This is a genomic window from Pseudofrankia saprophytica, from assembly GCF_000235425.2.
Taxonomy (GTDB): Bacteria; Actinomycetota; Actinomycetes; order Frankiales; family Frankiaceae; genus Pseudofrankia; species Pseudofrankia saprophytica.
The window spans coordinates 7,904,043-7,930,390 of sequence record NZ_KI912266.1 but is presented as its reverse complement, the minus strand read 5'-3'; the positions used below and the strand labels follow the sequence as shown (position 1 = coordinate 7,930,390).

Annotated in this window: 21 protein-coding genes and 2 pseudogenes; 7 read left to right on the top strand and 16 right to left on the bottom strand. The window is 65.8% G+C overall.

From position 1 onward, the window contains the following. Positions 1-23 precede the first annotated feature (23 nt). From FRCN3DRAFT_RS0233490 to FRCN3DRAFT_RS0233455, 9 genes are all read right to left on the bottom strand, one after another. Positions 24-2,669 (bottom strand): SUMF1/EgtB/PvdO family nonheme iron enzyme, encoded by a 2,646-nt coding sequence (locus tag FRCN3DRAFT_RS0233490; RefSeq protein WP_084174296.1) that lies wholly within the window; start codon positions 2,667-2,669, stop codon positions 24-26. Positions 2,670-2,747: 78 nt separating this feature from the next. Next, a complete protein-coding gene (locus FRCN3DRAFT_RS54480) occupies positions 2,748-3,596 on the bottom strand; it encodes a radical SAM family protein (RefSeq protein WP_007507708.1) in 849 nt (282 codons plus the stop codon). Then, positions 3,596-4,630, bottom strand: a complete 1,035-nt coding sequence (locus FRCN3DRAFT_RS52135; RefSeq protein WP_198536067.1) for a PfkB family carbohydrate kinase — start codon at positions 4,628-4,630, stop codon at positions 3,596-3,598. Before FRCN3DRAFT_RS52135 ends, FRCN3DRAFT_RS54480 begins: the two co-directional genes overlap by 1 nt. 79 nt (positions 4,631-4,709) lie before the next feature. Further along, a complete protein-coding gene (locus FRCN3DRAFT_RS0233485) occupies positions 4,710-5,384 on the bottom strand; it encodes a pentapeptide repeat-containing protein (protein WP_007507711.1) in 675 nt (224 codons plus the stop codon). A 1,381-nt stretch (positions 5,385-6,765) separates the two neighbouring features. Then, entirely contained in the window at positions 6,766-7,632 is an 867-nt protein-coding gene (locus tag FRCN3DRAFT_RS0233475; RefSeq protein ID WP_198536066.1) for a DDE-type integrase/transposase/recombinase, read from the bottom strand. A gap of 215 nt (positions 7,633-7,847) precedes the next feature. Beyond that, entirely contained in the window at positions 7,848-9,284 is a 1,437-nt protein-coding gene (locus FRCN3DRAFT_RS47440) for an NF041680 family putative transposase (RefSeq protein ID WP_007507715.1), read from the bottom strand. A gap of 119 nt (positions 9,285-9,403) precedes the next feature. Next, the gene (locus tag FRCN3DRAFT_RS58000; protein ID WP_051466859.1) at positions 9,404-9,790 is read right to left on the bottom strand and encodes a hypothetical protein; all 387 of its coding nucleotides are present in this window, start codon (positions 9,788-9,790) and stop codon (positions 9,404-9,406) included. A gap of 249 nt (positions 9,791-10,039) precedes the next feature. Further along, positions 10,040-10,549 (bottom strand): tyrosine-type recombinase/integrase, encoded by a 510-nt coding sequence (locus tag FRCN3DRAFT_RS0233460; RefSeq protein WP_007507718.1) that lies wholly within the window; start codon positions 10,547-10,549, stop codon positions 10,040-10,042. A gap of 44 nt (positions 10,550-10,593) precedes the next feature. Then, positions 10,594-11,724 carry an integrase core domain-containing protein gene (locus FRCN3DRAFT_RS0233455; RefSeq protein ID WP_007507720.1) on the bottom strand — a complete coding sequence of 377 codons (1,131 nt, stop codon included), beginning with the start codon at positions 11,722-11,724 and terminating at the stop codon, positions 10,594-10,596. 699 nt (positions 11,725-12,423) lie between these two features. Here FRCN3DRAFT_RS0233455 and ltrA point away from each other — a divergent pair. The 5 genes and pseudogenes from ltrA (at position 12,424) to FRCN3DRAFT_RS0233435 (ending at position 17,093) form a co-directional block, all read left to right on the top strand. Beyond that, entirely contained in the window at positions 12,424-13,689 is a 1,266-nt protein-coding gene (ltrA, locus tag FRCN3DRAFT_RS0233450; protein WP_007507722.1) for a group II intron reverse transcriptase/maturase, read from the top strand. Positions 13,690-14,469: 780 nt separating this feature from the next. Continuing rightward, complete coding sequence (locus tag FRCN3DRAFT_RS55570) at positions 14,470-14,727, top strand: hypothetical protein (RefSeq protein WP_007507724.1); 258 nt, start codon at positions 14,470-14,472, stop codon at positions 14,725-14,727. Positions 14,728-14,731: 4 nt separating this feature from the next. Then, positions 14,732-15,906: pseudogene (locus FRCN3DRAFT_RS58335) on the top strand (DEAD/DEAH box helicase); the annotation flags it as partial. Positions 15,907-15,915: 9 nt separating this feature from the next. Next, complete coding sequence (locus FRCN3DRAFT_RS58330; protein WP_342435766.1) at positions 15,916-16,530, top strand: DEAD/DEAH box helicase; 615 nt, start codon at positions 15,916-15,918, stop codon at positions 16,528-16,530. A gap of 2 nt (positions 16,531-16,532) precedes the next feature. After that, positions 16,533-17,093 (top strand): hypothetical protein, encoded by a 561-nt coding sequence (locus tag FRCN3DRAFT_RS0233435; protein ID WP_007507728.1) that lies wholly within the window; start codon positions 16,533-16,535, stop codon positions 17,091-17,093. 262 nt (positions 17,094-17,355) lie between these two features. Here FRCN3DRAFT_RS0233435 and FRCN3DRAFT_RS54475 read toward each other — a convergent pair whose 3' ends face one another. After that, positions 17,356-17,532, bottom strand: coding sequence for a hypothetical protein (locus tag FRCN3DRAFT_RS54475; RefSeq protein ID WP_007507732.1), 177 nt, complete (start codon positions 17,530-17,532; stop codon positions 17,356-17,358). A 154-nt stretch (positions 17,533-17,686) separates the two neighbouring features. On the opposite strand from FRCN3DRAFT_RS54475, the gene FRCN3DRAFT_RS0233425 reads away from it, so the two are divergent. Together FRCN3DRAFT_RS0233425 and FRCN3DRAFT_RS0233420 are read left to right on the top strand one after the other, a co-directional pair. Further along, the gene (locus tag FRCN3DRAFT_RS0233425; RefSeq protein WP_198536063.1) at positions 17,687-18,310 is read left to right on the top strand and encodes a CGNR zinc finger domain-containing protein; all 624 of its coding nucleotides are present in this window, start codon (positions 17,687-17,689) and stop codon (positions 18,308-18,310) included. Continuing rightward, positions 18,307-18,750, top strand: a complete 444-nt coding sequence (locus FRCN3DRAFT_RS0233420) for a phosphatase domain-containing protein (protein WP_007507741.1) — start codon at positions 18,307-18,309, stop codon at positions 18,748-18,750. Before FRCN3DRAFT_RS0233425 ends, FRCN3DRAFT_RS0233420 begins: the two co-directional genes overlap by 4 nt. A gap of 267 nt (positions 18,751-19,017) precedes the next feature. On the opposite strand, the gene FRCN3DRAFT_RS0233415 is transcribed toward FRCN3DRAFT_RS0233420, so the two are convergent. The 6 genes and pseudogenes from FRCN3DRAFT_RS0233415 to FRCN3DRAFT_RS0233395 all read right to left on the bottom strand — a co-directional run bounded on the left by FRCN3DRAFT_RS0233415 (position 19,018) and on the right by FRCN3DRAFT_RS0233395 (position 26,316). Then, positions 19,018-20,112, bottom strand: coding sequence for an IS110 family RNA-guided transposase (locus tag FRCN3DRAFT_RS0233415; protein ID WP_106410567.1), 1,095 nt, complete (start codon positions 20,110-20,112; stop codon positions 19,018-19,020). Between the two features lie 259 nt (positions 20,113-20,371). Continuing rightward, positions 20,372-21,082, bottom strand: a complete 711-nt coding sequence (locus FRCN3DRAFT_RS0233410; RefSeq protein ID WP_027141170.1) for an IS6 family transposase — start codon at positions 21,080-21,082, stop codon at positions 20,372-20,374. 55 nt (positions 21,083-21,137) lie between these two features. Beyond that, positions 21,138-21,471 (bottom strand): annotated as a pseudogene (locus FRCN3DRAFT_RS47430) (IS6 family transposase); the annotation flags it as partial. Positions 21,472-21,589: 118 nt separating this feature from the next. Next, positions 21,590-22,270, bottom strand: coding sequence for a hypothetical protein (locus tag FRCN3DRAFT_RS54470; protein WP_157845286.1), 681 nt, complete (start codon positions 22,268-22,270; stop codon positions 21,590-21,592). A 13-nt stretch (positions 22,271-22,283) separates the two neighbouring features. Further along, positions 22,284-22,916 carry a hypothetical protein gene (locus tag FRCN3DRAFT_RS0233400; protein ID WP_131803382.1) on the bottom strand — a complete coding sequence of 211 codons (633 nt, stop codon included), beginning with the start codon at positions 22,914-22,916 and terminating at the stop codon, positions 22,284-22,286. 340 nt (positions 22,917-23,256) lie between these two features. Further along, a complete protein-coding gene (locus tag FRCN3DRAFT_RS0233395; protein ID WP_007507750.1) occupies positions 23,257-26,316 on the bottom strand; it encodes an NACHT domain-containing protein in 3,060 nt (1,019 codons plus the stop codon). Between the last annotated feature and the right edge of the window lie 32 nt (positions 26,317-26,348).

Below are 26,348 nucleotides of genomic sequence, written 5' to 3'. Positions count from 1 at the left end.
GCATTCCTTTCTCGGGACTTCGCCTAGTGCTCTACAAGCCAGATCGGAAGGCCCCAAACTAGTCGGAAACCATTCTGAAAGCCGCGGTTGTTAGGCAAGTTGGAATTTCTGTAGGTTGGAACGAGGTTAGCCGTGTTCCAATCGAAACAACCTCCACGCAGAACCTTCTGAATGCCGTCAGCAGGTCCTTCCGGATCTTTCACGATCCCCACCTCGGCGCACTCCTGATAGTACCCAGGGCCGAACCAGTCTGAGCACCACTCCCTCACGTTTCCTAGCACATCGAAAAGGCCAAGCGAGTTGGAGAGCAATTGACCGGGCACGTGCGTGGTGTTCCCAGCGTTGCCGGCAAACCAAGCATACGAGGGGATCGAGTTCTCGGCCGACAGCACCGCATCATCGTGACCGCCTGCGCGACAGGCGTATTCCCACTCTGCCTCCGTGGGAAGCCTGCCGCCAAACCACATGGCGAATATCGATGCCTCATACCACGTGACACCCACGATTGGGTGCTGAGTCGTTGGCGACCGGGGGTCATCCACCAGACCGATGTTGAACGGAAACAGCGCACGAGCGGCATTCGGCGTCGTGATCGTCGTAATATTGAACGAGGAAACCTCGACACCGTGGCTGGGCCGCTCGTCGACGGACCGCCCTGGCGCATCGGAACCCATCGTGAACGAACCACCTGGTACGGCCACGAACTCAATCCCAGTGGCGTTCAGCAGTTGCTCCCGACGTTGCCCGCTACCGTTGGTATCGAAGATTTGTTCCAGAAGCGCGCCTGCCTCGGGCCGCCGCCGCCTGATCGCGACGAGCGCTGTCAGCCCCTCCCAGAGCGTCTCGCACGACCGTGTGTGCGGAAGTAGGACCCCGAGGGTATCGGTGATCGTTCTCTCACCCGCATCCAACGTAGTGCGGTCCGCGAGACTAACCTTCAGGCTACGCACGAGTTCCGCAGCGTCTCCGTCCTGAAGATCTCGAATTAGCTGCCCGACGACCTCGTCAAGGTCGTATGGCGACTCTCCTGCACTACGGAGGGCGAGGCCGCGGTTGACGCGCCAAACCGCTCTTAGCCGAGTGACAGCCCCATCGTGGTCGAGCAGGCCAACCATCAAACGGATTGGCTCTTCATAGGCCGGGATCGCGGCGACGCCGGCCAAGGCTTCCAAGGATTCATCGACGAGCGCCAGCGCTACGAAGTACTCCCATATCGAACGGTGGACGAAGTCAATGATGTCGCCGTCACGCTGAAGCAACCCAGTACGATCAATGACCTCATCGAGAATGAGGACTGCGCGATCCCTCAGCGAGGCGCGGCCCGACCGAGTGGCCGACTGGGGACGCTCGCCCAGATACTGTTCCAGGGCGAACAGAACCTCGACCTCCCTGTGTCCGCCAGCCGACGAAAGTTTGAACAGCCGCATGCCGAGGCTCCGCAGGCACGACGCAAGGTCGCTGTTCGATAGGCCAGCGGTGTCGCTCAATGGTCGCCTGGACAGCAACGAGTTGACACACGCGCGGATTAGCAAAGCTCGCCGGATCGGCAGGGCTCCGGCGTCACCCTCGAATGACGTAATCAACGCCAGCATGAATGGGGTTCTAGCCAGCTCTCTGATTCTCTCGGAGTTGGCCAGGAGCGACAGCAACTGGTCGCGGGCCGCAGCAGTAGCGAACCGCCGGACATAGTCAGACACCTGCTCGTCCGACAGCGGTCGCAGTTCGTAGATGTTGTAGTCAAACCAAAGCGAGCGATCGTAGCCGCTCGGCCGGGCTGCGAGCACGATAGTCGCGTCCGGAAACTGTATTTCGAATTGCCGGAGCAACTGGCGCAGTCGCGGCCGATGCTCACGGCGGAGTTCGTCCACACCATCGACGAGGAGGACCGTACCCTGACCGCCGAAGTCCTCTGAGTTTGAAATGACATAGCTGGCCTGCTTTCCATAACGCGGGACCACGCCCTTGATCACGAGCTGAATGTAATCGGTCACGGATGAGTACGCAGAACTGACGAGGTCCGCCGCTCTGAGGAGCAGGGGCAGCCGGGCGGCTCCGAGGTCGTCCTTCGCAAGACGCAATGCGGCGTAGTCGAGCATCGTCGACTTTCCTGCGCCGGCCGGTCCGACCACGAAAAGCCGGCCGCCGTGCGTCTCCGTCAGGACCTCCACTAGGCTTCGATCAGTCGACGGGTACGACAGATCGGCATCTGCTATGTACAGCTGAAGGTACAAGGAATCGAGTCGTTCCTTGTCACGCCGACCGACCACCGTGGCTAATGACAAACGATCTGAGAGCGCTTGACGGTAACGGTCAGCGGCGTCTTGGAAACGAACGACCACTTCAGTCCGCGGCCCATCGCCCTCGTCTGGTCCGAGGTCTAGAACCTCAACCCGAATCCAGCGCGATAGCTCTGCCTCGTCCGTGTACACTGACACCGTAGATGCGAGATCATTGAGGAAAGCCAAAACTGGCACACCCTCCGCGCGAAGAATGTGAATTGGCGTACCGTTCCGATCCCAGTCGTTGATCTCGCGGAACACAGCGGCATTGCGCTCCGTGACATGGCTCCATATCAGAATGACGCATGTCGTGCCTGAGGACGCATGCTCGCCGGCGGCCGCGATTTCCACCATGACGGGTTCCGGCAGAGCCTCGATGAGGGTCGCCAATCTGCTGGTCCACGGCCGGTCTTCTGGTGCGCAGAGGAGTCGCACCCGCTTGGGCCTCGGCAAGGATCCCACCAAGGCTTATCGCCTCCCTCTCCACCACTCAATTGCGGGGCGGCTCCGCATAAAGAATGGGATCCCCCTGCGTGAACATTCCTCGGCCACGAATCGTTCCGACCTGGGCATTTCGTAGATTCGCCAGACATGTTCGTTGCTGTCGAACGGCATTCCGCCCGACGACGTCTGTGTATCGTCACGCGTGAAAGGGCCCGCGGCGGCCACCACACGAGCTTCGAGTTCCCCCCGACTGTCTGCGTACCAATGCTCGCCCAGCACTACATCGACGACGCCGTCGGCCTCATCGAGAATCGTCCTATAGTCGGAAAGAGGAACATTTGGAAGAAACGGACGCATGGCCAAGACCGATACAATTCCGCTCTCCCGAAATTGCCGCAGTTGCGCGATCCGTGCGCTGGGTGGCGCAATTGGTCTTGGTTCGAGTGACGGGAGCGTGTACTGGGCGACGCTGCAGCAGCCAAACAGCGACTTTCCTGACTGGTTAAGCACCGAACTGATCGCTACGAGTCTTGAAAGTGCATCATCGCTTAGGATTGCACGTGTGGTAAAGAGGAGGTCGACGTTGAACTGAGACAACAACTCGACGAGGCGCACGGCCTCTGCTTCACGCGGCGGGGCAAAGGAGTCGGTATCGCCGGAGATGTAGATTATGTCGAACTCTCGCGGATCTTGCCTTGATACCCAGGCGGAAATCTGCTGGGGCGTCATCGACCAATATGAATCGTAGTCAACATGGACGTAGCAGAACGGACAGTTGTACGTGCAGTACCGGTTAGCGTGGAGCGGTCCCAGCGAGAGCATGATTCTCTGCTCGAAAATCTCGAATGGTCTGACCCTGGACGCGTCGGCCATCAGCCTGACACCTCCTGCTTGGGCGACCTGTTCTGGTTCAAGACTTTGCCCACCCTACCCGCAACTTGTTCTGCCGCTTCGACCAGAGATGCGCCGTCAAGCGGGCCTAGTTGGCGGACTTTCGCTCCGGCAAGTGCAGATCCAAGGCGGGCGCCTGCGATTGCGCGAAGGAGCGGAGAAGCGAGGAAGGCAAGGAATCCGGCTGTAAACGTAGCGCCGGCACCAGAAGCATCCATTATATCGGCGGCGGGTACCGTATCAGAGGGCACGGTACTTACGTAAGTGTCGCCGCTGTGATCCTGGAAGAAGATGGAAGCGGAGTCGTGCCGCCGGACCACTAGGTACCGAACGCCGGTCCGCATCAGTCGGAGGATCCGATCCGCGACGACCGGCTCATCTTCGACGCGTAGTTGTCCTCCTAGCGCAGACAACTGCCGTGCATTGAGATGGAGCACGTTTGCGCAGCCGATCAGGCGCTCGGCGGCTGGAGCAAGGTCGACAGCCCAGTAGTGCCCGGGGTCAAGCGATACGACCAACTGGTCGGATAACGAGATGGCGCGCTCAATAGCGGTTGCGACAAGCTCGGGAACCTCGGGGTCCAAGATGGACGAGATATGGATGAACTCGAAGGAGGAAATGTAGGGTGGAAGGTCACTCTCGCGGCTCACTAGGTACTCGGAGACCTCGCTGCTGGTTCCGACCGATGTGAGGAGTGTTCGGTCGCCGTCAGCGGTGAAACCAATCGATCGTGCCGGCTCATGCTCGCTGAGCCGCAAGAACTCGGTATCAACACCCAGGTGCTCCAGGCAGGCTGCGTGTGGATGCCCACCGCCACGCGTCCTCCCTGCGACTCCTGCGAAGCCGATTCTGACCTCAGGAATCAGCGAGGCTAGGATGCGGGCGACATTGAAAGCAGCACCGCCGAGATGCGAGTGCGCAGGACTTGTTAGGTGCGATCGAACTCGTTCGGCGAGCTCATCGGGAAGCACGATCTCCCCGTAGGGCGCGTATTTAACTCCGCTGTCTGCAAGCAATTCGATTAGGATTCGTGGAACCGTACCGACATGGACCTCATCTTCGTTGAGCGCTCCGAGGCAAAGTATTCCTGCTCTTCTAGCCACTGGCCGCACCAGTGCACCTGATGAACTTGGGCCCTACTGTCGGGACATGCTCGAGAACTCCCGGACCGAACGAGCAGTCAACGAACCGGACATCGGCCATCGATGCGCCGCGGAAGTAGTCTCGTCCCTGGAGATTGCAGCTGGCAAAGAGTGCGCCGCTAAGATCTGCCTCGTGGAATGAGGACGCTGTGAAGCTAGATTGATCGAAGACCGCCAGGCGGAGGGAAGCGCCCCTAGCCGATAGGTTTGCCACCCGACAGTCGATGATGTGGCATCGGTCGGCGTTGGCGCCATCAATCCGGCCCTCGGGAATGCGCTTCCCTCTAATTTCAATGCCTTCAAGCTGCGCGCCTATCATATCCGCGAGTCGCAGTTCGTTACCCACAGCGATGTCGTCCAGTAGGGCGGCATTGGAGTCGGATGGGGCGCCGCGCAGTCGGCGAAGCGCATCGAGACGCCGTTGCTGGCGAGTCTCGAAGCGTCCGATGAGACTGTCGGTGAGAACGTAAAACAGGGCGGTCGGGAGGGCCTCATAGGCAAGCCCGTAAGCGGCGTCAACCAAGCTGTAATCCGCTTCGCGCACGGCTCGGATGACGATGGAGATCAAACCGATTGTGACGAGGGCCGTAATGATTAGGTGCTTCCGGTTGAGCTTCGTGGTCGCCATCTCCTTAAGCGCCCCGATGCTCCATGGCGGTCCATGTGACGGGCGTTGAGCTCGCTTGCGCCCATGTCGCCGAGCTAACAGGCACTTCGGTCCTCACCAGCCCTGGAAGATGGCCCCGGGAGATCATGGCGGTAAGGCTCCTCGGTGCTACTGGCTAGTGTCCTGAGTCGTCAGTTCTTTCGTGGATCGTGAAATGGGAGCGTGCCTAGGTCTGCCGCCGTGCCGACCGTGCTGTCCGCTGAGGAGCGGCGTGCGTCGGCCAAAGACGTCGCAGGCGTCGGCGACGCGGACGCGGACCGTGCTGGCGTGCGTCCTAGGTGGGAGGACGAACGGGCAGGTCACGGCGGCGGTCGGGGTGTCGTCGCCGACGGTCGCCAAGAGGTGTTCGGCTTCGATCGCATGGCCCCCGCTCCGGTGAGATCGCCAGCACGTGCGCGTAGCGTACCACCTACGAAGCGCTCATCAACCTCTCATGCACCCGCGTCGGTGCTGTTCGGCATCTGACACCAGTTGCTTGAAGAAAGGCTTCTCTGGCCGACTTGTCCGCGCAGCTTTCGAGAGGGTGCCTCGGGCCCAGCCGAGGACATGGCTGCCATCGCCGTGAGGAGCGGAGACAAGGTCGGAAGCAGCCGTTACGTGAGGGTTTGGGACCGTGACGCCTTCGCCTCGCCCGCACGAGCAGGCAGGGACGGCATAGCCACAGGGACATCGGTCGGCTGTTCACTGCGGGCGAGCGCCACGACTCCCTGTGCGTAACGGAGCCGGGGGACGGCGTCGGACGTTGGTGGACACCATCGGTAGCGATCAACTGGGTGGGAGTACATCGCGGACCGCCACAGACGCGTGGACGGGGCGCGCTCGCCGCTCAGACCTCGTTTCCAGAAGGTCCGGTAGAGTTTCACAGGCAGATGATCGAGCAGGCCAGGCTGAGGAAGGCCTTGTGGATGTCGCCTCCACGTTCCCACGGCCGAGCGTCCGCTCCACCGGCCAGCGGTGCTTTCCCAGGCCGGAACCATGTGCCAACCGCGGCGAGCGATGATCGAGATGATGTTCCCAGCCGCGAGCTTGTCGCGATGCTTCACGTTGTCATGGATACGGTCGGGGAGCAGGTAGCGGGGGCGGCGCCGGAGTCGATGTGGGCGAGTGATCAGGCATTGGGATAGCTGTCGGGAAGCCGATCCGGACTGGGTCACGTCCAGCGGCGTGGTGTACGGAGGGTGACATCCCGCGATCCTGGGTGCAGGTTATGCGGCGAGGGCTTCGGGTGTCACGCTGATCTCGGGTGTGTCGGGTGGACTCCACTCCGGACTGCACGGAGGCAGCCACATGGGTACTACACCCAAGCGTGTACCCGAGCCAGTGGACGGCCCTGCGGTAGATGTCAAGTCAAATGAGACAGTTGGTCGTTGCTCGGTTGGCTGGGAACTGGCTGGTTGATCCACACGGTCTCGGGTAGCCGGGGTGGCCGTGGCCGGCGGGCGAACCGCTCGGGGTGCGCTGCGTGGGCGCGGTCGAGGGTGGCCTGGCGGTGGGTCTGGACCTGGTCGGCGGTGCCGAAGTGGACCGAGGCCGGGGTGTGGAACCCGATCCCGGAGTGGCGGTGGTCGTGGTTGTAGGCGGTGAAGAACCCCTCGCAGAAGGTCCGTGCGTCGGCGAGCGACCCGAACCGGTCGGGGAAGTCGTAGCTGTACTTGAGAGTCTTGAACTGCGCTTCGGAATAGGGGTTGTCGTTCGAGGTCCGTGGCCGGGAATGAGACCGGTGGACATGAAGGTTGACAAGGAGTTCGGATACCGGCTTCGAAACCATCACCCCACCGCGGTCCGCATGGATCGCCCGGGGCGGGGCTCCGTTCCGGGCAATGGCGGCGGCGAGGAAGTCCTTCGCGACCACGGCATCCTCGCCGGCGGCCACCAGCCAGCCGGTAACGTACCGGGAGTAGATGTCGAGCACGACGTAGAGCCTGTACCAGACTCCTTTCTCGGGTCCTTTCAACGCGGTGATGTCCCACGACCAGACCTGGTCGGGGCCGGTCGCGGTCAGCTCGGGGCGGACCCGCGGCGGGTGGGTCGCCAGCGCGCGACGTTCCCGGGTCTGCCCGGCCGCACGCGCGATGCGGTACATCGTCGACAGCGAGCACCAGTACCGGCCAGCGTCGAGTTCCCGCGCCCAGACCTGCGGGATCGCCAGGTCCTGGTAGGCCGGGCTCGCCAGGACCGCCAGCACCTGGGCGCGTTCGACGTCGGTCAACGTCCCCGGCGACGGAGTCCGCGCCAGCCACGGCCCATGGCGCCGTCCGCCCGGCGCGGCTTGACGGTAGTGCGTCGCTCTCGACCGGCCCGTGTAGACGCAGGCCCGGTTCACCGGCACCCCCGCGGCGCGCAGCTGGTCGAAAGCACCGGTCAAAACCTGGTCTACGGCCGTTCGGTGTCCGCGCTCTCGGAGATCTGTTCCAAGCTTGAGATTTAACCTTTCTTCTTGCCTCCCGGCTTCGCGGGTATGTCTGTTTTGCGCATTTCTGAGCCGAGACGGTGGCGTCGGGCTGGGGTGTTTCTGCCTCCGGGTGGACGTCCTGGGCCGGGGTGGCTGGTTTTCGGTAGACGCGTCGGGGTGCCCAGCCGGTCGCGCAGATGTCGAAATGCGCGGCGGACCCGGTAGGGGGTGAGCGGCTTGCCTGGGCGGGGCCGTCGTTCCCAGGGGCGACGCAGGTCGTTGGCCAGGTCACGGGCGAGGCGGAGTTGGGTGTAGGCGGCGATGAGCAGCCAGGTCCAGCGGACGGCCTGCTCAGGATGGCGTAGCCGTGCCGCGGTCCATCCGAGCTGGGACTTCATCATCTTGAAGGTGTGTTCCATGTCGAAGCGGCGCAGGTAGGCCCGCCAGCACACGTCCAGGTCGGGTGCATGGGGGCCGGAGTGCCACAGCCACATGGTGCGGTGCGGGCTGCGGCCGTCGGGCAGACGTTCCACCCGCACTTCCAGGACGGTGCCCTCGATGATGGGTAGCCGGGTGAACAGCTCGTCTCCCAGGCGGGCGAAGTAGCCCGAGCGTGCCACCCTCTGGTGCATGCGCTGCCAGGCCCGGACCTCGACCCGGCCGTAGTTGGTCGTGTCGGGCACGATCAGCATCTGGTCGGGGCGGCGCAGGTTCATCGGCGCGGCGAGGGCGAACCGCTGGCCGTGGATGCCGTTGCGGCCGGGGCCGGGTTTGCGGGGGCCGGGCCGACCGTCGTAGAAGACACGGTCGCCGGCGATCCTTACGAGGGTCTGGACCGGAAGGTCTCCCAGGGCGTGGGTCAGTGCGGCGGCTGCGTATCCCTGGTCCAGCACGAACATCGGTGCGGGCTGTGGTGTCGGGGGCTGGGTGCCCAGCCGTCGGGTGAGGTCGCGGATCTGCTCGGCGGTGGCGGTCACCGGGCAGGCTCCCTGCGGCAGGCGGCGGGCGTCGACCGGCAGCGTCCACGAGGAGCGGCCCCATTCCAGGGCGGTCACCCACTGGAACTCCCAGCCCGGTACGACCTTGCGGTCGCCGTCGCAGCGGCACGGCGCGTAGTGCAGGCCCCGGTCGGGTGAGCACTCGGCGTTCGGCCTGGGGAAGGTCGTCACGTCCACACCGAAGATCGGTGGGCTGTCGGGTGGGAGCTGGTCGGCCAGCAGATCCCGCAGCCGTTCCTCGTCGATGGCGCCTTGCGCCAACGCGTCATACAGGGCTCCGTGGCCGCGGCGGAATACCGAAGCAAGTGACAACTCGACCAGGGAGGTCACCGGAGCTTCAGTGCAGATCACCGCGTCCGTCAGCTCGAAGAGCGTGTCGGCCCGAGCGTCCAGGCAGTCGTAGAACCCATCACGGAAACGGGTCAATGCGAAAAACAATTCAACATTGGCGTTCTCGCGCAGCAAACTCACCTCTACGACCTTCACGCGACTCGGATTGGTCTCAGTAAAGAGACACGATCACGTGAAGGGTGCCAGCTGTCCAGTAGATCGCCAACCCAACCCGAACTCGATCATGAGATGGTTAAATCTCAAGCCAAGAGCGCGTGTGCTTTTCCCATGATATCCAGCGCGGTCTCGGTCGTCGCGAGCCGGGATTTCAACCGCTCGTTCTCCCTGCGCAGTTTCTCCAACTCGATCTGCTCCGCCGATTTTCCGGGCTTCTTCTCCGGACCGCGAGCCGCGGTGTTTGTTCCTCCCAGGGCACCCGCGTCACGGGCCCGGGTCCACTCCACCACATGCGAGGAGAACAAACCCTCCCGGCGCAGGATCGCGCCTTTCTCTCCGTGCGGGGCGTTCTCGTACTCGGCGATGATCCGCAACTTGTACGCCGCGCTGAACACCCGCCGCGACGGACGCGGCGCCGGATCACGCCGCGGCGAGGACCCGCTCGGACGCTCCGCCGACTCTGACTCCACGAACACAAGGATCTCCGATCACGCCCCCCGTAGCCAACCCGCACCCAGCAGGTGTCTCACCCGAGACTGACAAGGAGGGCTGGACGGTGGCGGACGCCGACGGTATCGATCAGTTGGACGGGCAGCGCGCACGGACCGCTGCGGACGTCGGCGGACGACCCGCCCTCTTCTCTTAATCCGCGGGTTCGGGGTTCAAGTCCCTGGCGGCGCACCCGTTTGCAGGCCCGTGACCTGCAGGAACTGACCGGCCTAGAGCCGGTCTTTTTCGTTGGTGATCGTTGTGGGCGCGATGTGGGCGTGATCTTGCGCGTGGCGTGGGATCGCGTTCGCCACCGTTTCGGCGGCCCGTTGGCCAGTGGATCGCAGCAGGTGGGCATACAGGGTGCCGGTGATCGTCGTGGACGAGTGGCCGAGCCGTTTGGAGACCAGGGTGATGTCGATGCCCTGGTCGAGCTGGATGGACGCGGAGGAGTGCCGCAGGTCGTGCAGCCGGCGTCGGGACAGGAGGTCCTCGCCGAGTTCGTCGCCCTTGCGTAGGTCGAGGCCGAGCCTGGTGGACAAGGTGAGCGTCGCGCCCGAGCCGCGGCGGCGGGCGCATCGGGTCACGGTGACCTGGCCGATCGGTTCGCGGTCGCGGTAGACCGTCCACGTCCGCTCGGGGGCCGTGTGGCGGCGCCCGACGTCGACCGTCAGGGACCCCGCCGGTGCGTCCGTGGACAGGGTGGCGCACAGGCCGACGTTGCGGGCGATGATCTGCATGTGGTTGCTGACGTTGTACCTGCCGATAAACGCGTCCGGGCTGGTCAGGCGGCATGTTCGTACTCGTGCAGGATGCCGGCCAGGCGATCGCGCCGGCGGATGTCGAGGTGGGTGAGCCGGTCGGGGTCGGTGATCGGTTCGGGCAGCGGGTTCAGGGGTCTGGCGTTCGCGATGCCCTGATGGGGCCTGTGCGTGTTGTAAGCGATGCCCTGATGGGGCCTGTGCGTGTTGTAAAAAGCCTCGTATGCGCGGAGGGCGTGTAGGAGGTGGCGCTGGTTGTAGATCAGGGTTCGGTCGAGGAGTTCTCGGCGGCAGGTCCGGACCCATCGTTCCATGATCGTGTTCATCCGAGGGGCTCGGACACCACTGAGTACGACCGTGATCCCTGCGTCGGCGAGGATCGCGTCGAACAGAGCGGGGTATTTGCCGTCGCGGTCGCGGATGAGGTACCACGCGGTCGACCCGGCATCGTGGAGGTCCATCGCGAGGTTACGGGCTGCTTGGGTTACCCAGGCGGCGGTGGGGTGCGCGGTGGCGCCCTGGATCCGGATGCGCCGGGTGGCGTGTTCGATCACCGCGAGGATGTACAGACGCGTGCCGGTGAGTGTCTGCGTCTCGAGGAAGTCGACGGCGAGGATCGCGTTGGCCTGGGAGCGCAGGAAGTCGGCCCACGTGGTGGCGGTCCGCGCGGGTGCGGGGTCGATGCCTGCCTGGTGCAGGATCTCCCAGACCGTCGACGGGGCGATTGTGACGCCGAGGACGACCAGCTCGCCGTGTATCCGCCGATAGCCCCAGCCGGTGTTCTCGCGGGCCAGGCGCAGCACCAGGGCGCGGATCGAGCGCACGGTGCGAGGCCGTCCGCGCCGCTGGGGGCGGGAGATGGCGGCGTGGTGGCGGGCGATCAGGTTGCGATGCCAGCGAAGGACGGTCTCCGGACGCGCCAGCAGGTGCAGGCCGCGCAGCGTTGGCCGGGGCAACGCGTGCAGGAGTGCCGCCAGCAGCGCACGGTCGGTGGGCTGGAACCGGATCCGCTGGCCGTCGAGCTGGCGCTGCAGCACGGCGATCTGGTGCCGCAATGTGAGGATTTCGACATCCTTGTCACGATCACTGCGAGGCAGCAGGCGCAGCAGCGCGAACACGTTCGTGACACCGAGGTAGGTCAGTCGAAGCACCACGAAGCGGGATCCTCCCGCAGTCACCGCCCCCGACGGGCACCAGGCACCGGGAGGGCCCAGGATCGGCCGCGACCGTCCCGATCAGCCCGAATGTACTTTTCGGCAAGCAGTGCGACACGAACACGAAGGAGGGCTCCGATGTAGACGGAGACCGTTCTGGAGCGGTGCTGTGCGGGAGATGGAGGTGGATCCTCCGTGGTCGGCCATGCAGGGGCTGGCCGCAAACCACCGCAGGGTGCGTCGGTTAAGGGCCGGGGTGCTGAGCGCTGCGGAAAAGGCGTGCCGGTGAGTGCGTCAGGTGTGGGCCAGGAAGGCGAGCGAAAGCGAACCGCTGATGACGTGTCGAAAGAAATATGATGGCATCGAAACCAGGGTCGTGCTTGTGCTCTGGGATGAGTTCGGGGGCTGCCTGCGTGCTGCCCGGATGGTGCCCGGCATGGAGGCGGCGCGAGCCTGGTCTGGGCTCTCGTGCGGAACGTGTGAACCTGTCGCTCCAGCGCTGCGGCCTCTGGTCGAGGTCGTGGGAGGGAGAACTTCAAGCGGTGGATGCCGCGAGGGGAGAGTACCGAGTCGTTGGAGAACGGGGGCGGACCGCCTCGTAGTAGTGGTGAACCCTGGTAATGCGGGGGGAGCGAAGGGGGCGGGTTGTCCAGGCCCGCGGGCCGGTCAACCGTCATGGTCTGATGGTGGGAGGAGCCGGTGGTAGTTGATGCACCTCGCGGGTCGAAGCCATTTGCTATTTCCAAGCATGCGGTGTGGGAGGCGTGGAAGAGAGTCAAGGCGAACAAGGGGGCGGCGGGCGTCGACGAACAGTCGATTGCCCAGTTCGAGCAGGACCTGAAAGGGAACCTGTATCGGCTGTGGAACCGGATGTCGTCGGGATGTTATTTCCCGTCGCCGGTACGCGCTGTGGAGATCCCCAAACGGGGTGGTGATGGGGTCAGGGTTCTCGGCGTGCCCACGGTGACGGACCGGGTGGCGCAGACCGTGGCGGTGATGTACCTGGAGCCAGCGGTGGAACCAATCTTCCATCAGGACTCGTACGGGTACCGGCCGAACCGGTCGGCGCTCGATGCTGTCGGGGTGTGCCGTGAACGCTGCTGGCGCAGTGACTGGGTCATTGATCTCGACATCCGGTCGTTCTTCGACAGCATCGACCACGATCTGCTGCTTCGTGCGGTGGAACGCCACACCGACCAGCGCTGGATCCTGCTGTATGTGCGGCGGTGGCTGGTTGCCCCGTTGCGGCAGCCGGACGGAACGCTGGTCGAACGCGATCGCGGAAGTCCTCAGGGCTCTGCGATCTCACCGTTGCTCGCGAACATTTTTCTGCACTATGCGTTCGACGCCTGGATGACCCGGGAGCATCCGAGTGTGCCCTTCGAGCGTTACAGTGACGATGTTATCGTGCACTGCCGGACCGGCCGGCAGGCGCAATACGTTCGGGACGCGATCGCGGCTCGGCTGGCGGATGTGGGCTTGGAACTCAACGAGACCAAGACCCGTATCGTGTACTGCAAGAGCACGTACCGTTCAGGTTCTTACGAGCATGAGCGGTTCGATTTCCTCGGGTACACGTTCCGGCCACGGCTGGCAGTTAACAGTCGGGGTATGGGTTTCGTCGCCTTCTCGCCCGCGGTCTCAGATTATGCCGCCAAACGGATGCGGCAGGAGATGCGCCGCTGGCGGTTACATCTTCGTTCCGGGCAGACTCTCCTCGACCTGGCACAGACGGTCAACGCTGTTATCCAGGGCTGGATCAACTATTACGGACGCTTCCGTAGGTCCGAGCTGGTCCGGGTCTTCTCCTACCTCAACGACCACCTTGCCCGGTGGGCCATGCGGAAGTACAAACGGCTGCACCGCAGCTGGCGACGGGCACGCAGACTCCTGGGACAGGTCGCACGACGCGACCCAGGGCTGTTCGCCCACTGGCAGCTCGGACTGCGGCCGAAGGCTGGATGACGGGAGCCGGATGAGGCGAGAGTCTCACGTCCGGATCTACGAGCGCCGAGGGGTGAGACTCCCCTCGGCGACTCACCCAGCGTCGCCACAGTTCGCAGGAGCTGATCGTCTCGGCGGTGTGGCGCGGGTTGAGATGGACGGCGGCCAGGCAGTGGCGGATGGAGTGGGCCGTGGGCCGCAGCGGTGGTCCGGGGATCAGCCAGTGGCCCCGCTCTCGCTGGTCCTCTGGTCTTTTCCCAGGTGGCGAGCTGTTCCGGCTCGGGGTCCTGGTCGGGGTCGGGGAAGGCGGCGCGTTGGACGGCGAGGAACGCGGTGGCGAGCATGCAGGCGGTGACGTGCCGGTGCCACGGAGTCCACTTGCGCATCTGGTAGGAGTCGAGGCCGACGAGCCGTTTGTTGATCTCATTGTCCTCCTCGATCTGCCAGCGGCCCGCACAGGCGCTGGCGCCCATCCCCTCCTGCTCCCGGTGCCGCGCACGACGCGGGACACGGGGCGGGACAGGGCGCAGAGCAGAGGCAGAACACAAGGTGAGGGCACGGAATTCGCGCGAAGTCAAAAAACAGGATCAGAAATTGACACGGCGCTTGGCGCCATGCCCACGGGGCGCACTAAACCGTCGGTCCGCTCACATCTTCAAGAATTGACAGAGCACTTGGCGGCATGCCCTCGGGGGCGCCGGAAAATCGCCGACCGTTACCGGCCGCCCGGGAATTGACACACGCCCGATGGTTGTCTACGGTCCGCTCGTCAGCTTTTCCAGACCGCGTCCGAAGGTCTTCATGACTACATCCACGTTGCCGAAGTCCAGGCAGCAGTTGATTCTTGCCGTTCTCATGGTGTGTTCACTGCTGATCTGGCTGGACAACACTGTCCTGAGCACCACCCTGGAGACCCTCGCGGACCCGGTCCGTGGGCTGACTGCCGGGGGCGCGCCGGAGCCCGCGCGGGACGGCGGCCCGACCGCGGACGAGACGGCCCCCCGGGCTGGGGCCGAGGACCTGACCGCCCGCGAGGGCGCCGACGTGGGCACCCGCTGACGCCATGGGAACCAGGCAGAAACCCCCCGAGGCGCGGTCGGACAGTCAGGCCACATACCTGCCCGACCGGCACATGTTCGCCCTGTGGACCTGGTCCGACGGCACCGTGGGGGCGGCCCCGGCGGTCGGTGACGTCGAGACCGCTCCCCTGGTTGTGCCGACGCCGGACCTCGGCAGGCTCAAGGTGTCCGACGTCGATTGCGTGCTGATCGAGCCGGACCGGCTCGTGGCCGTGCCCCTCGACTCGCCCGGCCGGTCGGTGGACGTCTGGCGGTCGTGGATCGCGGGCAGCGAGTCGGCTCTGCCGATCGCCGCGCACGCGGTCCCCGACGCCACGGGTGTCGCCGTCACGACGGCGGAACACGCGGGCGGCGTCTTCCGCCGCACCACCTCGGTGGAGGCCGAGATGCGCGCGGCGCTCACCGCCAAGCTGCGCCCGTATCAGGTGCGCGGGGTGAGCTGGCTGCGCGAGACCATCGAGACGCACGGCGGCGCGGTGCTGGCCGACGAGATGGGACTCGGCAAGACCCTACAGACCATCGGCTGTGTCGCCGGACGGGCCGAGAGGGGCCGCAACTGGTGGTCTGTCCCACGTCGTTGGTGGGGAACTGGGCACACGAGATCGCGCGGTTCGCACCTGGCCTGCGGGCTACGATCTGGCGCGGCGGGCCGCTACCCGAGGTGGACAACGGCACGGTGGTGCTCACCGGCTACCCCACGCTGCGCACGCACAGCCCGGCCCTGGCGGGGATCCAGTGGAGCACCGTGGTCTTCGACGAGGCGCAGAGCCTGAAGAACCCCCGTACGCAGGTGTCGAAGGCCGCGCGCACCATCGCGGCCGACGCGCGGATCGCCCTGACCGGGACGCCCGTCGAGAATCACCTCGACGAGCTGTGGGCCCTGCTCAATCTGGTCGCACCGTACCTGTTCGGGAACCGGACGCAGTTCCGCCGTCGCTTCGTGCGGCCGATCTCGGACGGCTCCCTGGCCGCTTCCGCCCGGCTGCGCGGGGCCATCGAGCCGGTCGTGCTGATGCGGAAGAAGTCCCAGGTCGCGAGGTCGCTCCCGCCCAAGATCCACGCGGATCTCATCTGCGACCTCACCGAGGAGCAGGAGCGGCTGTACGACCGGCTGCTGGAGCAGGTCATCGACGACGGCTTCGGCGGTGGCACCCAGCGGCAGACCAAGGTGCTTGCGGTCCTGACCTCGCTCAAGCAGGTCTGCAACCATCCGGGCCTGATCACGGACGACTTCGGGGAGCTGTCGGGCAGGTCGGGCAAGCTCGACCTGTGCACCGACATCGTGGCCAACAACCTGGAGAACGACTCTCCGACCCTCGTCTTCACCCAGTACCGGCAGACCGGTGAGCTGCTGGTCCGGCACTTCGCCGAACAGTTCGGGGTCAGTACGCCGTTCTTCCACGGCGGCCTGAACCAGGAGCAACGGGCCGACATCGTCCGCCGGTTCCAGTCCGACGACGGTCCGAAGGTGCTCGTCCTCAGCCTGAAGGCCGGGGGCACCGGGCTCACGCTCACGCGCGCGGCCGACGTCATCCACTTCGACCGGTGGTGGAACCCGGCCGTGGAGGCCCAGGCGTCCGACCGGGTCCACCGGATCGGTCAGACCCGCACGGTCACCGTCACCACCCTGACCACCGGGACCACCGTCGAGGAGCACATCGCGGCCATGCACAACCACAAGTCCGCGCTGTCGGACATCGCCGACATGTCCAGCGTCGCCGAGCTGACCCGCCTGGACGACGACCGTCTCATCGAGGTCCTGCGCCGGAAGCGAGTCAACTGACGATGGCCGACCACGACTACGGTTACACGAAGTGGGGCATGGACTGGGTCCGGTTCGCCGAGTCGTTGCGCCAGACCCGTCTCTATCCCCAACTGCCGAGCGCGCGGCGCATGGCGCGCGACGGGAAGGTGCAGATCACGTTCGACGGCCGGACCGTGCGCGCCGTCGTGCACCGCGGCCGCGGCACCTCGGTGGTCACGATCGAGGTCGCGCCGATGTCCACGGGGGCGACGGCCGAGATCTCCCGACAGCTGAGCAGCATCCAGCCCCTGCTCACTGACGATCTGTACCGCGCGATCGCCGACGCGGGCCATCCGCCCGCACCGGTCCTCGACAGCGTCGACTGCTCCTGCCCGGCCGCCACTCCGCGGTGCGTCCATGAGCTGGCCGTCTACTACGACATGGCGCGGCGCATCGACGGCGATCCCCGCATCGCTCTCGACGTGCAGGGCTTCTTCCGCACTTCGGCGGGCGGCGGCCAGGCGCCCGCCGAGGCGACGGCGCAGCGCTGGATCGCACTCAACTCCCTTGATCCTGCCGCCTACTTCACGGTGGCCGAGTGACCCGGCCGGCCCAAGGAGGAGCGGTGCGTGCCCGCTCGGCGGGCATGCGCCCTCACCACCCTCCGAGCCCTCGCATCCTCCGGCCGTGACGGCCCCGCTCGCCCGCTCCGCCCGCGCCGTGGCACGGCCATCATCGCCTGAGGGCCCGCACGGTCGTAGAACTTCCCGGCGATATGGTCGAGGATCTCCGGATCGACGTTCTTGACCCGCTCCCCGTACATGCTTCGCACCACCGCGCGTGAGGCGTGCTGGATGTCCAGGCTCAGCCGCTCCAGTACCGAAAGTCCGGACCCCATGGAGTCCGCCCGGTAGCACGGGAGACGAGAACAATCGCGTCGACGTCCCGGTTCACGTCGGCCACGAGCCACCGCAGCACCGCGGTGACGCCCATGGACTGGGCCATGACCACGGAGACCCGGCTCGGCACCGCTTCGATCACCCGGTCGACCTACTGGGCCGCCGCGGCGGTCAACTGGTCCGCCGCGACCATCATCCACCCGCTCTCGTCCTGCCTCGAGTCGACCGGGCGATCAAGCGGACCGCACCGACGGATCCCTCCTCCATCCCAGGCGCGTAAGTGGTATAGTCGCCTTATGCCAGTTACCATGATCGGAGGGTCGGCGATGCGGCTGCCCCTGGTCGACTACACGGTGGGGGCGACGGTCGCAACGGACCTGGTCAACACCTCGCCCACAGTGCGGACTATCGAGGGCGAGGCCCTTCCGGACCCGGACGCCCTCGCGGCCTTCCTGGCCGAGCACGGTCTCCACCGGGGCGCCGCCGGGGCGGACAGCTTCCCGCCCACGGCCGACGAGGTCCGTCGGGTGCATTTTCTGCGCCGCGAGGTGCGTGGCGTCCTGGAGACCGCGACCGAGGATCACGCGGTCGCTGGCGCGACCGTGCTACTCAGGCGGGCCGGTCTCGCCCCGACGTTGCAGCGCGACGCCGCCAACCGCTGGCAGTGGCACATCCCCACCGTGGCAGGCGCGTCGCTCGTTGACGAGCTGGCCGCACTCGTGGGTGCTGGTCTCCTTGGAGTCATCCGGACGCTCGGACACGAACGATTCCGCGCCTGCCAGGCCCCGGACTGCCGGGGAGTGTTCGTCGACATCAGCCGAGCTGGACAGCGCCGCTACTGCATGCCCGACCGGTGCGGCAACCGCCTCAACGTGGCAAACCACCGCGCCCGCCGACAGATCACGGGCATGGCGCGGTGAGCACTCCGCCCCTCGTCGGCGCATTCCAACTCCCCGACGGCTCCTGGGTCCGCGGCCGCGGCCTGCGCCGTCCGGCGCCAGACGGCGAATCGCCCGACTTCGGCCTCTATCTGGGATCCCGTCGCCTGCGCCACCGACACGACGCCACACTTCCCTGGCCGCGCACGTGGATCGACTGGCCCGATTTCCTCCTGCCCCGCGACCACGACCAAGCCGTCCGGCACATCCGGGCGCTCCACGAACAGGCACAGTCCGGCGCGGCAGTCGAGGTCGCATGCGGAGGCGGAGTCGGCCGCACCGGCACTGTCATCGCCTGCCTCGCCGTCCTGGCCGGACTGGACCCCGCCGACGCCACCGCCTGGACCCGGCAACACCACCATCCCCGAGCGGTCGAGACCCCCTGGCAGCGCCGCTGGGTCACCAGGTTCCCCCGCCGCTGATCGCTACCGGTCCTGGTGAACGAACACCGAACGATCACTCCCACAGCACCCCGGAATTCCCTCATCGTGCCGCACGGGGATCCCATCGCTTCGCGTTAGCCGAGCAATGAGCGGCAAGTCCTCCACCTCGACCACCGTCCCGAAGGACCGAACGCTGCGATCGGACTCTGGTCTGGCACACACCCAGTACGACGCCGGGCTCATATTCCTACCGCGGGAATCTCCGAAGATCGATAAATTAGTTCGGAGGGGATGCTCCTATGGATGTCAAGTGATCACTGGAAGATCGTTTGGTTCTCGTAGGGTGGTGAGGATCGCGTAGAGTTCCCGGGCGACGTAGCGCTTGAGGCAGCGGATGATCTCTTTCTTGCTCTTGCCCTCCTTGGTGCGGCGCTCGACGTAGGCACGGGTTCTCGCGTCCCAGCGCAGGCGGGAGAGCACGACCCGGTAGAGCGCGGCGTTCGCCTGGCGGTCGCCACCGCGGTTGAGTCGGTAGCGATGGGTCCGGCCTGAGGACGCGGGTAGCGGGGCGACGCCGCAGAGCATTGCGAACGCGGCCTCTGAGCGCATCCGGTCGGGGTTGGCTCCCATGGTGACGAGCAGCTGGCCGGCGGTGTCCGGGCCGACGCCTTGGACCTCGAGCAGTTTTGGGCTGATCGTGACCACGAGCCGGTTGATGACTGTGTCGAGGTCGCGGATCTCGACGGACAACCGCTGATGGCGGCGCGCAAGGCTGCGCAGTGCAAGCCGAACAGCGACCGCGGGGTCGCCGGCGTGTGCGACCGCGATGTCGGCGCTGGCGCAGACCTCCACAAGGCGCGTGGCGGTCAGGGCGGACAGTTCGGCACGTACCTGCTCGGGTGCGGTCACGACCAGTGCCTTCATCTGGCGCTGCGCGTCAGCGCGGCCCTCGACCGCGCCACGACGGGCCACCCGCAGAGCACGCAGTGCCTCGACCTGGCCGGTGCGGTCCTTCGGCTTCCCGGTCCGCCGGCCCGCCAGCGCCGCGCGGGCCGCGGCCTCGGCGTCGACCGGGTCGGACTTGCCCTGCCAGCGCCGGGCCTTGCGGTCCGGCCGGTCGATCTCGACGACCGCGACACCGGCCGCCGCCAGATGCCGGGCCAGCCCGGCGCCGTATACCCCGGTCCCCTCGACGCCGACCTTCCCAACGGCGCCGAAGCCACGCAGCCAGTCGAGCAGCCGGCCGTAACCCGCCCCGGTCGCGGGGAACTGTTCCACACCGAGAAGCCGCCCGGCGCTATCGAGAGCCGCCGCCGTGTGACTGTCCTTGTGGGTGTCGACACCACCCGTGACCTCATCAGTCTGCTGTGCCATCGTGGGCGCCAGCCGTCCCTTCGCCATCACCTCGACCGACAGGGCGGCACGCACCAGCCGGGCGACGGACAAGACAGTGAAGGGGCCTCTGGCCAGGCTCCTATAAGGTCACCCGCCCGTCCGGTGAGTGCACACGAGCCCCGCGCCGGCACGGCCGACAGATCCCGTCCAGGACCCGCAGTCAGTCTGTTGCCGGGTCAGACCGACCGGCGCGGGGCTCACCAACATCCTCACTGTCTGTTGCGTTGCGAGGAGCCGGGACAAGCGGAGCCACGGCGCCTGGTGATCAGATGGCGTGGGCGAGCTCAGTGAACGCGACTGATAGCCGCTGCCGTGGATCGGCGTCGGTGGCGAGTTCGTAGTGGCCGCGGCGGATGTTCTGGATCAGCGCGTGCCCTGTGCTGATCGTCTGAGCCGAGCGCAGCCGTTTCAGCCCGCGCATCGGCCGTAGCCGCGCCTTGAGTCTGCTGTGGTCGGACTCGATCCGGTTGTTCTCCCACCGTGCGTCGACGTGGCAGGCGTCGGGCAGCAGCTCATCAAGGACCCGCGGATAGACCGGCGCCTTGTCGGTGGTGACCTCGACCGGCCGGCGGCCGTGGGCCAGGGCTTGGCGGAAGAAGCGGCGGGCCGCGAGCTGGTCACGCCGTTCGCTGGCGAGTACGTCGATGACCTGTCCGCGCTGGTCAACGGCTCGATACAGGTACCGCCATCGACCTGCGATCTTGATGTAGGTCTCGTCGACGAACCACCTGTCACCCGGGCTGTGGCGGCGCGGCCGGGCGGCGTCGACCAGCAGTGGGGTGAACCGTTGCACCCACCTGTACACGGTCACGTGATCAACCTCAACGCCGCGTTCGGCCAGCAGCTCTTCGACATCCCGGTACGACAACGCGAACCTCAAGTACCAGCGAACCGCCAGAACGATCACCTCGGGCGGGAATCGGTACCCGGTGAACTCCGAGGCCGGGACCAACGGAGGAGGACGGCGACGAGCCATCATCCGATCATGCCGTCACCTCGCGGAGGCCACGACCCGGCCAGTGCAACAGCCCCACCTGGCCGAACTGGTCGATCGCACGATACAGGTACGTCCAGCGACCCGCGACCTTCCCATTACGTCTCGTCGACGAACCACCTACTGCCCGGACGGTGCCGGCACGGCCGGGCCGCCTCGACCAGCAACGGCGTGAACCGCTGCGCCCATCGGTACACAGTCACGTGGTCAACCTCGATGCCTCGTTCGGCCAGCAACTCTTCGATGTCCCGATAGGACAGCGCGAACCTCAGGTACCAGCGGACAGCCAGAACGATCACCTCGGGCGGGAACCGGAACCCGGTGAACTCCGAGACCGGGACCGGCGGACGAGGACCGCAGCGAACCATCATCCGATCATGCCGTGGACCCCGCGGACACCACGGCCCCGACCGGTGCAACAGACCCCTACCATGTCATCCACACCCGCCGCTGAGGACAAGTCCTCAGCGGCGGATGTGGTCCTCACGGTCAAGAGGGGACGGGCGGGTTCGGACTGTCAGTTCCGAAGAGGCTTAGGGGTGCTGGTCTGCAAGGGACCGGGAGTCCGGGTATCGCGCATATGTCCTCGGCTGAAACCGGTAGTCTCTGAAAACTTGCACCGGCGTTTACCGCGGCGGATTTCAGCACCTCGAACCAGCCCTGGAGTTTCTCCATGTCGGGCGGATCCAGCGCGTGGGCTTCAGCGCGCGCGAATACGGCACGGAACACCTCGACCAGCTGGCTGACCACTCTGCACAGGCGCGGGTCCATCCGGGCGAGGCGGTTGGCCTCGCGAAGATGATAATAGGAAAAGAATGCTGCCGGCGGGGCGAAGGCGACTGTCAGCTTGTTCACGTGGCCCGTGCTTACCGGGCGGAAGATGAAAAAATAGAAGGCGCCGAGGCCCAGGCCCGCGTGTTGGGCAAACTCGACCCTGATATCGGGCAGAGGTGGTGTGGGCACAGCGCATTCGACCGATGGCGCGAGCGTCGTGGTACCAGCGCCCACAGGCTCGGCCGCCCGGCTCCCCGTGTCACAGGCGGCCGTGAGCAGCGAGGCCACGATCGTGAGCGCGATCCCGCCGGCGGCGAGTGCCAGCCGCCACCGGCCGTGCGACCCCCTCGCGGGCTTCTGGGCTCGCTTGTTCGGGATGGCATCGGGCGCCGCCACGCCAGCACTTCTGCTACAGCTTCGTGATTCCGGCATCGCCGGTGTCCTCGCAATCGCCGGTGCGCCGATCAAGCACGATGAAACGGAAAGTCACCTGGGCACGGTCGGCGTTGTCCACTGCCAGGTATCCAAGCGTCTGGCATTCGGTAACAAGGCACACGCGCTGGCCAGGCTTGGGATCGATGAACTCCCGAATGCCGTGCTGGAGAGCCTGTTGGAAGCAGCCCGGCAGGTCTGGTTCGTTGGGACCATCCCACAGGGTCATGACCGTGCCGGTCGCACGGGAAGCCAGAAACGGGCGCGGACCCTCGTTGAGGCTGAGATAGAGATCGGTTCCGCGTGGAGACGACAGTATGGTCCAGACCGGGGCCGGAGGCCTGGCATCGAGATCGATCTGGCTGTTCAGAAGATCATCGACTTTGAGAGTCACCGTTTCCTCGTAGGGCAGTGATGGCTCTGGCGACGGGGTGGGGCTGGGTGTTCCGGGATCCGCCGGTGTCTCGGTTGGCGAGGCGGCGGCAGGATCAGTAGTGGTGCCGTCCAGCACGGGCGGCGGCGGAATGGTCGGCAGGGTCTCCGCGGTCGGCGTGCTGAGGCTCGCCGCCTCGCGGTTGACATAGGCAGCGCGAGTCGCCAGGAAGGTCACCGCGACCAACACGATCGCTGCGGCTGCTAGGGCGGCTTGGAGCCGTGACCGGGAGTTGATCGGTCTGGGCGGAGGCGAGGGTTCGGTGCGGTCTCCCGACCGCGCCTGTGGCTGTGGCTGTGGCCTACTGCCTGGCTCGGGTGGTGCGGCCGGTTCCCCGTCGTCGGGTGGCCGCTCCTCGTTAGCCGGTTCCGCTTCGTCCGGGTCGCCGCTGGTGGATGCTGCGCCGTCGGTACTACCCGCGGTGAGGTCACGCCCATGCTCGGCGGCGCTGGATTCAGCCTGCTGGTCGGGATCCGGAAGGTGGGCCGCCTCTGTGGCGCCCGGCTGCTGGTCGTCGCTATCGTTCACTACGCCCCCCGTGATGACGTTCGTCGGTCTCCCGCTGGGAGCCGCCGAAGGTCTGACGAACTCTTTGAACTCCAAACATCAATGGCCGTTGCCGGACCGAGCTTCTTGGGCGGCGATGGTCTCCCGGTGTTACGGGGGATAGCCATGGAACGCGGCTAGCTGTCTGCGGCGTGGCGCTGAGCTCGTCGTAAAGCCGCACGAGCTCGTCAAGGGCTGGGAGGGCGTCCTTACCGAGGCGTCGCAGGCAGCGGCGCCCGCGCCGCGATCCGGCCCAGGTGCTAGAAGCCGGCGAGCGGCCGACTGGCTGATCCTTCGAACGAGTCGTCCAGAACGACCACGCTTTACGGCCCTGGATGTGCGCGTTCCTCACCAGATCCAGGAGGTCCGCCACGACGGCGACGTTCTCGGCCACCGGCTGCAGAATCATCCGCTCACGAACGGTTGAAAGCGCCGTGACGCAGTGTGTGGCGGAGTGCAGGCAGGAAAGGAGATCGAGAAGGTCTGAGGCCGACCGGAGAGGCGCCAGATTCGCCGGCCTGATCTTCTGGCGATCCTGCTGATCGACGACGAACCGTAGCAGCGGGCGAATGAGGAGCAGGTATGTGAGAGCGGAGCCGATCGCGAGCGCCGAGATTGCCGTGTGGTCGGGTGTCAGATATTTCCGCGGAAGGACGACCGACAGAAGAGTCAGCGCGGCGCCGGCTGACGCTGTGCCGATCCAGGCCATCGACTGCGACCTGAACAGCCGTGCGTGCCCCAGCACGATCCAGGGCAGGACGAACGCGTACCACGCCGGGCGGGCGTCGGCGGCCAGGACCAGGAGAAGGCAGGGGGTCAGGGCAACGATATAGCCGACGGCCGCCGCCGAGATCACGCCCGAGACAGGGGTGGTCGCGCCAGCGAAAGTCAGCCCGGTCGTGCAGGCGCCGAGCAGAAGGTAGCTGGACCAGAGGGTCACCGTTGGCGGTCTGTTCGACGCGAATCTTGTGGCTAGGACCCTCGCCGTCACCGATCGGTTTGGCCACCATGACAGCGGAGGACTCCCGCGGATTGCCTGGAGAAGTATCACCAGGAGGGCTGTCACCAGCAGCCGCACGCTCAGCCTGGTGGGCTGCGTGTCGTGAGACGGCACCGCCGCGGCCAGCAGCGCGATGGGCAGAATCCAGGACAATGCGCGGCCCCAGCTATCGACCACGGTGAAGTCGGCCGGGTCGCCGAGGCGCCGGAGCCGCGGCGTGAGTTCTGAGAGTCCCGCGCGGAGCCGTCTTTCGGCACCGAGAGTCGTCACCGAGCGGCGGATAGCCGTTCTAATGTCCGGCGGGACTGGCTGGAGGTACCCGGCGCGTTGGAAGGCGATCTCCCGGAGGACCTCGCTGCCGCTGCGGAGGCCGTCACCGATCAGGCGGACGGCGCCGTCCGTGGGGCACCAGGCACCGACGACCTGCAGGGCTTGCCTGCGCTCCAGCAGGTTTCCTGTTGCCCACAGAGCGCACAGTAGCCGCGTCGCGTCCCGCACCAGGACAGCTGGTAGCAGCTTCGCGGGGATTCTGCTCTCGTCGAGTATCTTGATCGCGCGCAGCCCCTCGGCCAGCCGCGAATGATCGATCCCGTGTTCGGCTGGACTGTGATCGGCCGCGACGTCACCTGGCTGCCTTTTCGTGACGCTTTGCGACTTGCTGGTTGACGTCGATGCGGAGGACAGGATGAGCCCGATCTCGGTGACCAGTCGTGGCGCCGCCACCGACGCCGATTCAAGGAGGAAGACTGCGGTGTCGTGCCAGATGGCTCGGCGAACCATGACGCCCGGGTCAACAGAGCCGACATGTTTCTCGACATAAGCGGTGGAGAAATACCCCTGGAGGCTTCTGTCTCGGAATGAGAACCGCTTGCGCCCGGGTTCCCCTCCCTGGTCTGGCGCGAGGACCGCGAGGCCTAGGTGTACCAGCGCTTCAGTAATCACGGTGACATCGGCGGCCGTGCCGTGTCCCAGCGCGGCGTACTCATGACCTAGCACGTCCAGCGGTGGGTTCAACCCCGCCTCCGGTGAGGACGACATGACATACGCGAGTGTCGCCGCGTCGTCGAGTAACTCGTCAGCCGTCGTCCCGAATATTCGCTGAAGCTTAGCGGCTTCCTTGTGTGCGCGCAGGCGCACAAACTCCTGAACTACTCGGTAGGCGCCCGCAGGCAGCGTTCCGTGCCTCTCTGCGTGGAGACACAAGAGGGCGAGGAAAGTCGGATTCCCGGCCAGCCGGCGGATTCGTGGGTCCGCCGCGGATACTTCTTTCAGAAGGGCACTGACAAATTCCGCCCCTCGCCCCGAGCGGCGGATTAGTAGCCGCCTGCGAGAGTCGTCCATCGGAAGGATGGAGAGGTGCGGGACGCCGCGAATATGTGGCCCCTCGACTTCTCTCGCCGCAATTACTGCACGACATCGTGGATACTTCGCGAGGAACATCTGTATTGCTCTGCTGTACTTGTCGGAACCTTCCTGGAGATCTCCGTCCAGTAATCCTGCGATCTCGTCGAACGAGTCGAAGATGAAGAACAGGCCACCGCTGGATGATCTGCGTCGGAACTCTGCCTCAGCGAACTTCCTCAGGTCACCTTCACAGCCCGCTGCTAGCTGGTCCATAGCGCAGGACTCGACGGCCGAGGAATCTACCAGAGCCTGGCCTGCGGCCAGCTCCCGCAGGTTCACATAAATCGGGAGGATGGCAGGCAGGGCTGCGTTTCGGAGCGCTTCGTCATAGCGTCGTCGGGCGACTTCGCGCAAGGACACGCTCTTGCCGGATCCAGCCTCGCCCTCCAGAACTGTCAACGGCTCGTCGTGCCGCTCGAGCGCGGTGTCGAGAGTGGCCGCGCCCCACGTTGGGTCCCGGTCGGAGCTGACCGCAAGCTCGACGTAGCGGCTCTCGGACCAGTGGTCTTCGAGGCTTACCACCCAGTGGCTTGTCAGGTCCACGGTGCTCAGCCGGCCGAGGAGGACCTCGAGGAGAGATCGCGACAGTTCCTGAGTCGCTTCGAAATGCTCGACCTCACCTGACACAGGACCGAAGTCCGAGCGGCCCGGCGGAGTCG